This window comes from Nocardia alba NBRC 108234, from assembly GCF_001612665.1.
Lineage (GTDB): Bacteria > Actinomycetota > Actinomycetes > Mycobacteriales > Mycobacteriaceae > Nocardia > Nocardia alba.
Genome location: NZ_BDAX01000002.1, coordinates 1,132,467 through 1,144,881, shown reverse-complemented (window position 1 = coordinate 1,144,881; position 12,415 = coordinate 1,132,467). Strand labels below are relative to the sequence as shown.

The window sequence follows — 12,415 nt, the reverse complement described above, 5'->3', positions numbered from 1 at the left end:
GCGCCGATGGCTGCCATGCTCGGCGGGGTGAGGCCTCCACTGACCGGGCAGCGATATCCCGAGCCGGATTGGATCCGTGAATTGTGGTGGGTCCGAACGGGTTCCCGGGCCGAGGTGTCGCGCACCGGGTTGGCTCGGCTGTGGTTCGACGCGGCGGCGGCGCCCAAGCCACGCAAGAAGGAGTTCGTCGACGAACTCAAGGGCTGGTCCGGGGTGCTCGGCGGAACCCGCGAGTGGGTGCGCGAACGATACGGCGCGCTGGCGGTGTTTCTCGCCGGGACCGACAGCGGTATCGACGAACCGGCTGGGTGGCTGGCCGTTTCGCGCCTCTACGGCGACTACGCCGATCCGCTGGCCCGCTTCAGCGCCCAGTTCGCCCTGCTCGCCCACGAGCACCGTCCGCGCGGGATACCGAACAAGATCTCCGATCGGGTGAAGAGCTACGAGCTGGTGGTCCCGCCCACGGTGCGCGCGGCGATGGCGGGCGAACGCCTTGATCCGGGGATCGGCGGTGTGATCGACACCGCGGCCGACGCGGACACCTTCATCGCCCGTCCCCACGACCACCGGGACCGGTACGTGTCGATCGCCCTGCGCCGCTACGCGTCCCACCTGCTGGACAAGCGCCCTGATTTCCAGGCCGATCAGCGGGTGCTCGCCGCATTCGACGCCGCGGTCGCCGCGCTGGCCGTCCACGGCGACCCCGACCGACCCGCGCGCGAGCCGACCGCGGCCGAACTGCGCCACGTGGACGGTCTGCTGACGGCCCGGATCGCCGCCGACCCGACCGTGCGCGAGGACCCCCGCTTTGCGGACGCCTACCTGCGCGCCAGGAAGACCATGCTGCGGTGGGCCGTCGAAGGCCGCGAACTGACCGACGCGACGATCCTCTACACCAAACTGCGCTCGGTGGGACTCGACGACGCCCGCGCCGACTACCGCACCGCACGGCACGAGGTGTCGGTGGCCGACCCGGCCGTGCTGGACTCGGCCACCGAGCCGACCGGGTTCGGCCGACTACTCGACACCGACATCTTGTCCAGGGCCGCGGACGAATTGGACACTGTCGCCCCACCGTCGTGGGAGCGCGCGCTCGCCGCCGAACTGCTGCGCGGCGGGGCGGGTCGCGTCCCGTTCGACGATCTGCGCGCGATGGTGCGTGCCGACTGGAACGCTGTCGGGGGTGACGGTCCGCCCACCGCGCGGGCGCGCAACCCGGTTGTCGCGGCGCGTCTGGTCGACGCCATCCTGTTCATGGCGGTGGCCTCGGTGATCGACACCGATGACGTCGCCGAACTCCTCGACGCCACGGTCGCCCGCGACATCGGCGCGCGATTCGACGGCGCCGCGACGGTTCTCTACGCCTTGGGCGCGGACGAAGGAGAGGACGGGAGATGGTGAACGTCCGAACGGGTCACCTCGTCGTCGACGATCTCGGCGGGGTGAGCTGGTTGGCGCTGCGCACCCCGGCACTGCCCGCGGCGGAATTGCGGGTGGACGCGGGAATCTCGCTCGCGGTCGACCCCGTGTCGCCCGCGGATCCGCTCGGCTGGTCGATCGACCCGGGCGCCGATCCCGCCGCGCTCGGCGAGGTTTTCGCCGAGGCCGCGCTCGTGTCGCTCGTGGCGGCGTCGCGCGCCGACGGGCCCTCGATCGCGCGCTGGGACTGCCCCACGCTGCCCGCGATCTGGGCACATCGAGCCCACGTCGCCGCGACGGCCCGGTGGACCCTGCGCCCGCTCGACAACGGCGCACTGCTGCTCGATGAGGCGATGGCCGAATATCGTTGTGGGCGTCTCGCTCTCGCGCATCGACTGTTCGGCTATGGGGAGTACGCGCTACTCGCTCTCGGTGAGCAGGCGATAGATGGTGAATTGTCCGCGGCGGCAACAGAACTGGTACGTGTCGCGATGTCGGCCGCGGTGGCGACGGGGCTGGGTGGCGAGATCGCCGACCTCGCCGAACAACTCACCGGCGTCGAGGAGGCGCACCTGTCCGCGGCGCTCACCGATTGGCGCTCCGTCGACGAATCGGCCCTGGTCGGCGCGGGCACCTACGCCCACGACCGCGCGGCCCCCGAGAACGACACCGCCTACGCGATGGCCGATCCCACCGTGTTGCCCCCGCGAATCCTGGCCTGGCCGGGCGCGGCCAGACCCGACATCAGGGTCGACTACCGTGCGGGCGCGTACGAACTGCGGTCCCGGCTCGCGGCGGGCGTCGACCCGTGGTGCGCCGAAGCCACCGAACTGCTCGCCTACACAGTCGACGAGACCACCGGTCGGCTCCTCGGCGTCGCCCCCGTCGAAGCCGGTCCGAACGGCGACCTCTTCGCCGAACTCCCCGACCGCGGCGAGCCCGGCGCCCGTGCCTTCGGCTTGTTCTCCGCCGAGATCGACCCGGAACAGTTGCGCGGCACCGCGTTCGGACGAACCGGGATCGAGGTGGATCGCGAACTCCTCGAAGGCTGGAACTTCGACCGCGCCGCCGCGACCCGACGCCACCTCACCGGAGACTCACCCGAACTCACCGAACTGGTGATGGCGGCCGAAACCGCCGTCGGCAACGCGCGCGCCCTGGTGGACGACCTGCTGCTCGATGACCACCCCGACGCGGTGGCGCGCGCCCTGCGAGCCCGCCTCGACGCCATCGACGCCTATCTCGCCGTGCTCGTCGGCACCGAGCCGCGCCAGGGTGCGGTGCTGCTGTGTGAACTGATCGAACCGTCGGAGGATCGGTGAGCGCACCGGTCGAGGTGCTGGTGCGCGCCGTCGACGCGGGCGACACCTACCTGTCGTGGCGCTGGCTGGACCGACCCGACCACTGCGAATACGCCGTCGTCGCGGCTGACACGGTGGAGCGGGTGCTGGCACAACTGAGCGCCGCGCTGCCGGCGCTGCGGACGGGGGAGACCGGCAACGACGGTGTCGAACGCGCGCTGACCGGTGCGTACACCGACCGAGACGCCGAACTGAAGCTCACCGAAGCGCTGACCGCCGCGGTGTTGCCCGTCGCGTTCGCCGCCCAACTGTCGCGCCGCGCCGCGCGCGGCGAACAGGTCAGGGTACGACTGACACCGAGCGCTCGGCTCGCGAGTCTGCCGTGGGAGCTGCTGATCGTCGACAGCGTGCACCGGATGCTCGAGATCGCCGACATCGTCTACGAGCCACCGGCGGCTGTACACGCGGGCCGAGACAACCTGCCACCGGAATGGTCGGTGAGCGCGCACCGTCCCGCCCTGCTGCTCATCGACCCGCGAACGCCCGCCGGCGCCGAGGCCCACCACCTCGGCCCGGTCCTCGACCGCGCCGACCACACCGACTTCACCGACCGAGTGGACTACTACGTGACGGCGGGCCGAGTACCCGCCGCCGAACGCGCCCGTTGTGTCGCCGCGCGCGTGAGTCGCCGCGACCTCGCGACCGCCCTGCGCACCGAACGCTCCCGCCTGTTCTACTTCGGACATATCTCCTCCGCTGTCGACGAGCCGGGTTCGGCCGCCCTGCACCTGCACGACACCCGCAGGAACTGGGGCATGGCCGAGCCGCTGACCCGCCCCGACCCGAACGGCAACCCGATCGTCGCGAGTGGCGATCATCGCCCGCTGGCGGCCATCGACCTGCTGTTGGGCACCCTCGCCGGTGACGCCGCCGCGCACCGCGTCTACGGACACACCGAACCGCAACCGGGCGCCCGGCTGTGGCCGATGCCGCCCCGCGTCGCACTGATCGCCTGTGAGGGTGGCGTCGACTACCGCTCCGCCGAGACCTTCGGCCTGGTCGTGGCGATGGTGAATGCCGGCGCGGCCCTGGTCACCACCACCCGATGGACCCTGCCGACCAATCGTGCCTTCGCCGACTTCGGCCCCGGCACCACCGCCAAACCCACCACCGAACTCGGCCTGCGCGTCGACCGCGCCCACGAGGGCCCCGACCCCATCGCCGAACTCCGCGACTGGCAGCGCCACCGTCTCCAGCAGTGGCAGGCCACCGGCGATATCGCCGAAAGCCCCCTGACCTGGGCATCCCTGAGTCACACGATCGCCCCCCATCGACGCTGATCAACGTCTGGTCCGCGTGCTTGCCCCGATCGCACTCGCCCCGGCGAACGTCGCCACGAACACCAGCACCATGACGAACCCGTTGGCGTTCGCGCTGTTCCCACACTGTGGCGCGAACGCCGCGATCAGTATCGCCACGGCCGCCAGCGCGCTGGTTCCCCCGTCGAGCACTGCCTTCGTCCGGTGGGCCGCGAACCAGCCCAGCGGCATGGCGATCAGGATCATCACACTCACCGGCACCGGGTTCGGCAACGCGTCGATCCCGAACGGTGATGTCGCCGCCGCCAACAACTCCACGGCGGCGAACCACCGCAACCCGAACTTCGGCGCGATTCCACCGGTCACTACCGCCGCGAAGAACCCCAGCCCCGCGAGCACCAGGAGCAATGCGAATACCGAATACCGCAGTGCCGCGGGCGCGGCGTCACACGGTGTGCCACGCAGGAATTCGGCAGCGACCGGAATACACGCCATCACCCCGACCGCCGAATAGAAGAATTCACCCACCGGCATGAGATAACTCGCCCGTGCGAAAACCGCCGCCGCGATCCCGACGAATACCGCGAACACCGCGATCGAGCTCGAATCGACCTCGGACGACGAACCGGCCAACTCGCCGAAAGCCGCGGCGGCGACCATTCCGTCGGCGAACGGCACCAACGAACGCGATGATGCTGAGCTTCCCATCGCTACCCTCGGAGCCGAATTCGACTCAGCCGCGCAGAATCCCGCAACCGCACCGCATCACCCTTCGTCGATCCTCACCCAATTCTCTGCCGCACCACTGGACAGCAACAGTCGATCGTTCGACCCACACGGGTCACTCAGGATGCCGACTCGGTGGGGGATGGGGGACCGCTATGCAGGTGCCGGCTGCCAGGGCGGAAATGGTCAGCAGATTCGGCGGCCTTCGACATGCCATGGGCGACACTGTGGGGCGTGATCTGCGCAGTGTGGGTAATCCGCTAGATCGCGGGTAGCTGCTCGCCCTGTACGACTTCGATGTCGAGTTCGATTTTGACGGTGGTGCCGACCGCGGCCACTCCCGTGCGCACGATCGCGTTGTAGTCGATCGCGAAGTCGTTGCGGCGCAGGAGTGTTTCGGCGTGGAAGGCGGCGCGTACGCCACCCCATGGATCTGGGCCGAACCCGCCGAACGACACTTCGAGATCGACTGTGCGGTGTTGCCCGTGCATGGCCAGCTCGCCCGGCATCACCCAGGTGTCACCCCCGGTGCGACGCAACCCGTGACCGGTGAAAGTGATCATCGGATATCTGTCGACGTCCAAGAACTCCGGCGAGCGTAAGTGATTGTCCCGCATCGAGATGCCGGTATCGATGCCCGCCGCCGCGATCTCGGCGTGCCCGGTGGACCGCTCGAACGACTCGGCGATCTCGAGTCGCCCGTTCACCTCGGCGAATCGCGCTTTGATGCTCGCGATTCCCAGATGACGCGCGGTGGCGATCACCGTCGAATGCGCCGGATCGATCGTCCACGGACCCGGCGGTGGCAACGCCACCGCCCCTGTCGTCGGCGTCAACACCACCTCGCCGAGCATGCCCGTTCCCGCCGGGGAGATCTGCGCGACCCGTGCCACCGGCCCGAAGCCGACGGCGGTGAGGACCGCGGTATGAACACCGGCGGGCAATGGGTCGGTGCTCACCACTCCGGTTTCGTCGACAACCGCACGGGCGAGCTGGCGGCCAGTCATGTCGGTCACCGTCAACACCGCGTCCGGCACCGGCCACCCTTCCGTGGTGCGAACACGGGCGGTCAGCCCGCTCATCCGCGATCGCCGAGCTCGAAACCGAGTCGCACGTCGTAGGCGGCCTCGGTACCGGTCACGGTGACCTGCCCGGTCACCGGGGGATAGCCACGAGCGACCACGGTGTATTGCCCCTCGGCGAGATCGGTCACGACGTAGCGGCCGTTCTCGTCGGTGCGCACCGACGCGGTCACTTCACCCGCACCGTCGAGCACGGTGACGAGCACGTCCGGCACCGCACGCCCGCCGTCAGCCTGCGCCGATCCGGCGAGCACCGCCATCGCGGTCAACTCGATGTCCTGACGCGACACGCCACTGTCGGGCACGGTCAAGGTGATCGCGCTGGGGCGCATGTGCTCGGCGGCCGCGACCAGCGTGTAGACGCCCGACACGACGCCGTGGCACACGTAGGTGCCGTCGACGCCCGTGACCGCGGCTCCGACCACCTCACCACGCATGTCGGTCAAGGTGACGGTGGCGCTCGTGAGCGGCGACCCGTTGCCCGCGCTACGGACCACACCGGACAGCTCGCCGGATCCCACCAGCGCCACATCCATCCGCTGGGTCCGCTGACCGACCGACACGTTGAGCGCGGTCGGCTGGTGGCCCGTCGCCGACACGATCAACACATGACCACCCGACCGCGGTGCGCTGATGGTGTAGCCACCATCTGCGGCACTGGATGCCCGCGCGACCTGTCGACCATCCTGATCGATCAACGTCAACACCGCGCCCGGCAGCGGATGACCGTCCTCGCGGCGGACGTGGCCCGCCACCGTCGCACCGTTGATGCCGGCCTCGGACGAGGTGCCGGTGGACGGAACGGACGGCGACGACATATCGACCCGGTGCGCTCGATGACCGTTCTGATCTGCCGATGCGTGACGTCCGGCCGAAGCGGCCGGCACCAGCGCGGACTCGGTCAACACTCGCTCAGCGTCTTCCCAGACCGGGTCTTGGTCCCAGCTCGACTCCGCGAGTACGGCGAGTTCGGCGTCGAGCGGTGACATTTTGTCCGAATCAGCCGGATTATTCTGCGCCGCAGACTCTTTCGTGGTCGGGTCTTGGGCAGGATCGATATCGATGGTGCTGCGCAGTGGACGGTTCGGAAGGAACGCGGTCGCGATCAGGGCGAGGACCGCAGCCCCCGTGGCGATGAGGAAGATCCGACCGGTCGCGTCACCGTAGGAGGAGCGCACGATCGTCGCCACCGGGGCGGGCAGGCTGTGGAGGTTCAGATTGCCGCCGCCGGAGGAACTGGTCGTTACCCCGATCTTCGCGAAACCCGCTGTCGACAGCTCGCTCACCCGGGTGGCCAGCACCGATCCCAGCACCGAGACGCCGATCGCGCCACCGAATGTGCGGAAGAACGCGACGCTGCTCGATGCCGCGCCGATGTTGTGCACGCTCACGGTGTTCTGCACGGCCAGCACCAGGTTCTGCATCATCATGCCGACGCCGAGTCCGACAAGGGCGATGTAGGTGCCGACCAGCCACAGTTCGGTGGCGTGATCGATCGTCGAGAGCAGCCCGAATCCGACCACCAACAGCGCGCCGCCGGTGACGACGAACCCCTTCCATTTCCCGAACCGGGTGATCAGCTGTCCCGAACCGGTCGATCCGACGAGCATGCCCGCGACCATCGGGATGGTGAGCACACCGGCCACTGTCGGCGAGTATCCGCGCGCGGTCTGGAAGTACTGGCCGAGGAATGTGGTCGCTCCAAACATGCCGATGCCGACCGCGATCGAGGCGATGATCGCCAGACCGGTGGTGCGCTCGGTGACGATCGAGAGCGGGATGATCGGCGACTTGGCTCGGGATTCGACCAGCACGGTCGCGAGCAGCAGCACGACGCCCACGCCGACATACAGCGCCGATTCCTTGGAGAACCACGCGTAGTAGTTCGCCTTGCCCGCGAACGACACCCAGATGAGGAGCACCGACACACCGGCCGTCATCAGGGCGGCGCCGAGCCAGTCGATCGACACCCCGTCCTTGCGTTCGGTCGGCAGTCGCAGGGTCCGCTGCAGCAGCGCCAAGGCGATCACGGCCAGTGGCACGCAGACGAAGAAGCACCAGCGCCAGCCGAGCGGGCTGTCGACGATGACGCCGCCGAGGATGGGCCCACCCGACATCGACACCGCCATCACGGCACCCATGTAGCCGGAATAGCGTCCGCGTTCACGCGGCGAGACGATGGAACCGATGATCGCGACGACGAGCGCGGTCAGTCCGCCCATGCCGATGCCCTGGATGACGCGTGCCGCCAACAGCATCGGCACATTGCCCGCGAAGCCCGCGATCACCGAACCGATGACGAAGATGATGATGGCCGACTGGACCAACAGCTTCTTGTTGAACAGATCGGCGAACTTGCCCCAGATCGGGGTGGACGCGGCGTTGGCCAGCAGTGCGGTGGTGATAACCCAGGCGTACGCGGTCTGCGACCCATTCAGGTCGCCGATGATCGTGGGCAGCGCGGTGGAAACGATCGTGGTGCTGAGCAGTGCGGTGAACAGCGCCGCCAGCAGCCCGGTCATAGCCTCGAGGACTTGACGGTGGGTCATCACGGCCGGGGCGCTCCGCGTCCCCGCCTCGACTGAATTAGACATCCACTTCCTGACTTTCTGTCGAATCCGGCCGGTGCGCGCCCACCGCGGTGTGGGGCGCCACTGTGGCCAGTGAATTCCTGAGTTTCAGCACCACCGAGGTGGCCTGTTCGGCTTCGTCCTCGGTCCAATCGGCGAGCGCGGTTTGCAATCCCCGTGCCCGCGATATGCGGACGCGCCGCAGCAGATCGCGCCCTTCCTCGGTGATCTGGATGAGGGTGGCCCGGCCGTCGCTGGGATCGGCGTGGCGGGCGATGTTGCCCGAGCGCACCAGCTCGGCGACATGCCTGCTCAGTGTCGATGGGCTGATGCACAAGTCCGCGGCGAGATCCACCTGCCGACACGGACCACCGGCCTCGAGCGAGCCCAGCACGCCGATGCCGCCCGGAAGCAGGTCGCCTTCGTCCGGATGGGAGAGGGCGGCACGGATGGCCCGGCCCATGAAATAGAGCTCTCTGATCAGGCTCTGAGCCGTATCGGGTGACACTGCCATGACTACTCCCGGACAAGGTATTTATTTGCAGAATGCAACTATATATCAGATTGCTTGTAGTAAGCAACTAACTGCCGACCATTCTCGCGGAGGTCTTGTCGCCCCGGCTTCCGCGCACCCGGCTTTCGGTCGCCGCGGCCAACCACCGTGAGCACCCGTGGAATCTGGCTCGCGCCGTCGCCAGCCTGCAAACGGTGGCGCCACGTGGCGGCGGCCTGGTGCTCGGCGCCCGCGATCACACCGTCGCGGAGGGGGCCGGGGGCGCGAGCGTGGGAGGTGCGCGGCCTCTCGCGGCCGGTCGACATCGGTATCGCCGCGACGCTGGATGCCGGGGTGATCGCGCGGAATCTGTGGCAGGACTACGCTTTCGACGCCGTTGTCGCCGACCGGGCTACCAGCGTGTACATCGACACCGCACGGGTCCGCGCCACTCGCCACCACGGCGTCTACGATGTGGCGGGCCCGCTACCGGTGCCGACTCGCGGCCGACCCGTACTGTCGCTGTTCGCTCCCGACGCCTTCGCGCGGTGCTGACAACCACACCGAGTGGTTGTCAGCTCGGCGGTGGGGTGAAACCCGCCGGGGTGGCGGCCGTCGATTCGGCATCGGCGAGACGAGTGAGGAAATCCGCGATCACCGTGAGCTGTGCGTCGTCGAATTCGGTGAGAACCCCTGCCAGCCGTTGCTCACGGATGGCGTCGTCGGATTCGAATCGCTCGTCCCGCAGCGACACGATCACCTTGCGGCGATCCGTGGTGGAGCGCGTGCGTTCGACATAGCCCGCGTTCTCCAGACGATCGATGACGCCCGTTGTCGTGGCCGACGAGGTGCCTTCGGTCAACTGTCCGAGCAGACCCGCGGTCAGCGGTCCGTGCAGCTGCAACAGATGCACGAAGTTCGCTTCGCAGGTGCTCAACGTCAGGCCGGCCTCATCGGCGGCCACCTGTTCGAGCCTGGCCGAAGCCGCTCCGTACCTGCGCATACCGGCTGCGATGGTGCGAGCGGTCTCGGACCGCCCGGCGGACGCGGTTGCCATACTCAGCCTCCCGGCATAGTATCTCGGTCAAGCGAGATACTCGCATAGTCGATATACTTACCTTTCTGACTATATCGCTGTGCGGCGATACTCGGAAGACAGGAGCGACCGCGATGGCGGCACCGACTACCGCACTCGAAGGCATCAGCGACCAACCGTATTCGCGGCGGTGGGCGGCGATGGTCATCCTGGTGCTCGGCTTCATGCTCGACCTGCTCAACGTCACGATCGTCAACGTCGCCATCCCCTCGATCCAGGGTGACCTCGGTGCGAGCGCCTCGCAAGCGGGCTGGATCGTCACGGCCTACCTGCTCGCGTTCGCGGTCACCCTCATCACCGCCGCTCGTCTGGGCGATCTCTGGGGGCGCAAGCGGGTGTTCCTGCTCGGTCTGGCCGCGTTCGCCCTCACCGCCGCGTGGTCGGGCGTGGCGCAGACCGCGGGGGAGCTGATCACCGCGCGCGCTGCCCAGGGTGTCGCCGCCGCGTTGCTGGCGCCGCAGGTCATGAGCAGCCTGTACACGTTGTTCCAGGGCCGTGAACGAGCCACCGTGCTCGGTCTCTTCGGTGTGGTCGCCGGTCTCGCGCAGGCCGGTGGTCTGCTCCTCGGCGGTCTGCTCGTCACCGCCGACATCGCGGATCTGGGCTGGCGCTCGGTCTTCTGGATCAGCTTCCCGGCCGCCATCGCGCTGTTGGTTCTCGGTCTGTGGCTCATTCCGGAGAACCACGCACCCGACGCCACGAAGCCGCGCTGGCTGCCCGCGGCGGTTCTGACCTTCGGGCTCATCGCGATCGTGTTCCCGCTTCTGGAAGGGCGAGCACACGACTGGGCGCCCTGGATCTGGCTGGTACTCGTCGCGGGCCTGGCCGCCGTCGGCCTGGTCGCCTACGGCGAACACCGCGACCCCGACCGCCGCGCCGGCGCACTACTGCCCATCGGTCTGCTGCGCGAGCGCACCAGCAGTGTCGCGCTCCTCGTGCAACTCGTCGCCTTCGCCGCCTTCAGTGGGTTCCTGCTCGTCTTCGTACTCTGGCTCCAGGACGGCCAGGGCTATACCGCGCTGCGGGCCGGCGTCGTTACCATCGCGTTCTCCGCAGGTGGTCTGGCGATGGCCGCTTTCGTCGGGCGCCTCACCGTCCGATTCGGCCGCTTCACGGTTCTTGTGGGATGCGTCGTCGGTGCCGTCGGGACGCTGGGAGTTCTCGCCGCCGCGAACTCCGCGAACACCGACATCGATCCATGGCTGCTGGCGCCGGGATTGTTCGCGATCGGCTGTGGCATGAACCTTGTCATGCCACCCTTGACCACCCTGTTCCTGTCCAACGTCTCCCCACGCTACGCGGGCTCGGCCTCGGGAATCTGGACAACCAGCCAGCAGTTCGGCGCGGCGATCGGCGTCGCCTCGCTCAGTGCCGTCTTCTTCGGCATCGCCGCCGACGGCGACTACGGTTCCGCTTTCCGCGTGAGCGCCTTCGCCATCGTGGCAGCACTGGTTTTCAGCGCGGTGGGTTGCCTGGCGTTTCCCTCGCGATCGCCGTCGCCCTGACCGGTCCCGTGCCATGCCATCGTCGCCGGGCGGGACCACCCGCCTCTTATCGACACCGAAACCGCACTCGCGGTGGCGAGGTCATACAGGCCCCCGCGTTCAATGCTGATCTTTGCCCGTCTGCATGGTGCCGATAGCTTGATGCGGAGAGGAGCATGACCTGGTGCTCACTCGGCTCGCGCAAGGAGTTATATGTCGCACACCTCAGAAACGCTGTACGGGCAGCTGGTCGACCAGTTCGCCGAGCAGGTTGTCCACAGTGATTCCGCCGCAGGGGAACTCGCCTTCCGGAACGGAGTCGCGTTGAGGTTGTGGGTCGAGAACGACGTTGTCCATGCCGAACTCGACTCGTTGCAGGGTGGGCCGGAGTTGTGGATTCTCCATCCCGGCGGCGATGACATCGACGACTTCGTCGATGTGGTCGCAGACGCCGTTGACTGCTGAACAACGGTGTGCGGTCACCTGTCCTCGGTGACGAGTTTCTCCAGGATCGCGGGCAGGCGCTTGAGGACAGTCCGCTCCTCCTCGGTCAGCTCTCGCAGCGCGGCCTGAGCGAGCCATGTCGCTCGGCTCGTTCGCTCATCGTCGATTCGCGCGCCGCCCGTGGTCGACAGTGTCACGATGACGCGTCGCTTGTCGCTGGTATCGGCCGCGACATCCACCAATCCCTGGTCCGCCAGTAGTCGCACCGTTCGGGCCATCGACTGGTGGCGGACGCGTTCCCGATCCGCCAGCGTGACGATCGCCAAGGGTCCATCTCTGCGCAGGTGGCCGAGTACCGCGGCTTGCCCCGCGGGCACCGTGTCCACGCTTCTGGCGCGGCGCACGAATCTTCCGACGGCGAGGCGAAGTTGCTCGGCGTCGGCCAGGGAGTAATCGGCATCGTCCACTGGACAAACTATAC

The 12,415-nt window shown here is 68.2% G+C and carries 12 protein-coding genes and 1 pseudogene; 5 read left to right on the top strand and 8 right to left on the bottom strand.

The window, feature by feature from the left end; genetic code table 11:
• The first annotated feature begins 6 nt into the window (after nt 1-6).
• Genes NA12_RS06900 through NA12_RS33540 form a run of 3 tightly spaced genes read left to right on the top strand, consistent with a single transcriptional unit; the run spans nt 7 to nt 4,060 of the window.
• Complete coding sequence (locus NA12_RS06900; protein WP_132369895.1) at nt 7-1,401, top strand: hypothetical protein; 1,395 nt, start codon at nt 7-9, stop codon at nt 1,399-1,401.
• Entirely contained in the window at nt 1,395-2,741 is a 1,347-nt protein-coding gene (locus NA12_RS06895; protein ID WP_067447140.1) for a hypothetical protein, read from the top strand. Before NA12_RS06900 ends, NA12_RS06895 begins: the two co-directional genes overlap by 7 nt.
• Entirely contained in the window at nt 2,738-4,060 is a 1,323-nt protein-coding gene (locus NA12_RS33540; RefSeq protein ID WP_067447137.1) for a hypothetical protein, read from the top strand. The genes NA12_RS06895 and NA12_RS33540 overlap by 4 nt, the downstream gene beginning before the upstream one ends.
• On the opposite strand, the gene NA12_RS06885 is transcribed toward NA12_RS33540, so the two are convergent.
• The 5 genes and pseudogenes from NA12_RS06885 to NA12_RS06870 all read right to left on the bottom strand — a co-directional run bounded on the left by NA12_RS06885 (nt 4,061) and on the right by NA12_RS06870 (nt 8,931).
• Nucleotides 4,061-4,747 (bottom strand): hypothetical protein, encoded by a 687-nt coding sequence (locus tag NA12_RS06885; RefSeq protein ID WP_132369893.1) that lies wholly within the window; start codon nt 4,745-4,747, stop codon nt 4,061-4,063. It abuts the gene before it with no gap.
• 278 nt (nt 4,748-5,025) lie between these two features.
• Nucleotides 5,026-5,772 (bottom strand): YceI family protein, encoded by a 747-nt coding sequence (locus NA12_RS06880; protein ID WP_243654958.1) that lies wholly within the window; start codon nt 5,770-5,772, stop codon nt 5,026-5,028.
• Between the two features lie 71 nt (nt 5,773-5,843).
• Nucleotides 5,844-6,665 (bottom strand): MSCRAMM family protein, encoded by an 822-nt coding sequence (locus NA12_RS35020; RefSeq protein ID WP_243654957.1) that lies wholly within the window; start codon nt 6,663-6,665, stop codon nt 5,844-5,846.
• Between the two features lie 198 nt (nt 6,666-6,863).
• Nucleotides 6,864-8,396: pseudogene (locus tag NA12_RS35015) on the bottom strand (MDR family MFS transporter); the annotation flags it as partial.
• Nucleotides 8,397-8,433: 37 nt separating this feature from the next.
• Nucleotides 8,434-8,931, bottom strand: coding sequence for a MarR family winged helix-turn-helix transcriptional regulator (locus NA12_RS06870; RefSeq protein ID WP_067447131.1), 498 nt, complete (start codon nt 8,929-8,931; stop codon nt 8,434-8,436).
• Nucleotides 8,932-9,207: 276 nt separating this feature from the next.
• Here NA12_RS06870 and NA12_RS06865 point away from each other — a divergent pair, with 276 nt between their 5' ends.
• Nucleotides 9,208-9,465: a hypothetical protein gene (locus NA12_RS06865; protein WP_067447129.1), complete on the top strand. Its 258-nt coding sequence runs from the start codon at nt 9,208-9,210 to the stop codon at nt 9,463-9,465.
• 19 nt (nt 9,466-9,484) lie between these two features.
• On the opposite strand, the gene NA12_RS06860 is transcribed toward NA12_RS06865, so the two are convergent.
• Nucleotides 9,485-9,967, bottom strand: a complete 483-nt coding sequence (locus NA12_RS06860; RefSeq protein WP_084472408.1) for a MarR family winged helix-turn-helix transcriptional regulator — start codon at nt 9,965-9,967, stop codon at nt 9,485-9,487.
• 113 nt (nt 9,968-10,080) lie between these two features.
• On the opposite strand from NA12_RS06860, the gene NA12_RS06855 reads away from it, so the two are divergent.
• On the top strand, nt 10,081-11,511 hold the full coding sequence (locus tag NA12_RS06855) for an MFS transporter (protein WP_067447127.1): 1,431 nt from the start codon (nt 10,081-10,083) through the stop codon (nt 11,509-11,511).
• Between the two features lie 204 nt (nt 11,512-11,715).
• Here the strand turns inward: NA12_RS06855 and NA12_RS06850 are convergent, their stop codons facing one another.
• Both NA12_RS06850 and NA12_RS06845 read right to left on the bottom strand, forming a co-directional pair.
• Nucleotides 11,716-11,973, bottom strand: coding sequence for a hypothetical protein (locus NA12_RS06850; protein WP_067447125.1), 258 nt, complete (start codon nt 11,971-11,973; stop codon nt 11,716-11,718).
• Nucleotides 11,970-12,401, bottom strand: coding sequence for a MarR family winged helix-turn-helix transcriptional regulator (locus tag NA12_RS06845; protein WP_207905602.1), 432 nt, complete (start codon nt 12,399-12,401; stop codon nt 11,970-11,972). The genes NA12_RS06850 and NA12_RS06845 overlap by 4 nt, the downstream gene beginning before the upstream one ends.
• Nucleotides 12,402-12,415 lie beyond the last annotated feature (14 nt).

Coding starts and splice junctions, on each gene's coding strand:
- NA12_RS06895 (WP_067447140.1), top strand. CDS start 1,395: ATGGTGAACGTCCGAACGGGTCACCTCGTCGTCGACGATCTCGGCGGG.
- NA12_RS06860 (WP_084472408.1), bottom strand. CDS start 9,967: ATGGCAACCGCGTCCGCCGGGCGGTCCGAGACCGCTCGCACCATCGCA.
- NA12_RS06885 (WP_132369893.1), bottom strand. CDS start 4,747: ATGGGAAGCTCAGCATCATCGCGTTCGTTGGTGCCGTTCGCCGACGGA.
- NA12_RS06870 (WP_067447131.1), bottom strand. CDS start 8,931: ATGGCAGTGTCACCCGATACGGCTCAGAGCCTGATCAGAGAGCTCTAT.
- NA12_RS06900 (WP_132369895.1), top strand. CDS start 7: ATGGCTGCCATGCTCGGCGGGGTGAGGCCTCCACTGACCGGGCAGCGA.
- NA12_RS06855 (WP_067447127.1), top strand. CDS start 10,081: ATGGCGGCACCGACTACCGCACTCGAAGGCATCAGCGACCAACCGTAT.
- NA12_RS06880 (WP_243654958.1), bottom strand. CDS start 5,772: ATGACTGGCCGCCAGCTCGCCCGTGCGGTTGTCGACGAAACCGGAGTG.
- NA12_RS35020 (WP_243654957.1), bottom strand. CDS start 6,665: ATGTCGTCGCCGTCCGTTCCGTCCACCGGCACCTCGTCCGAGGCCGGC.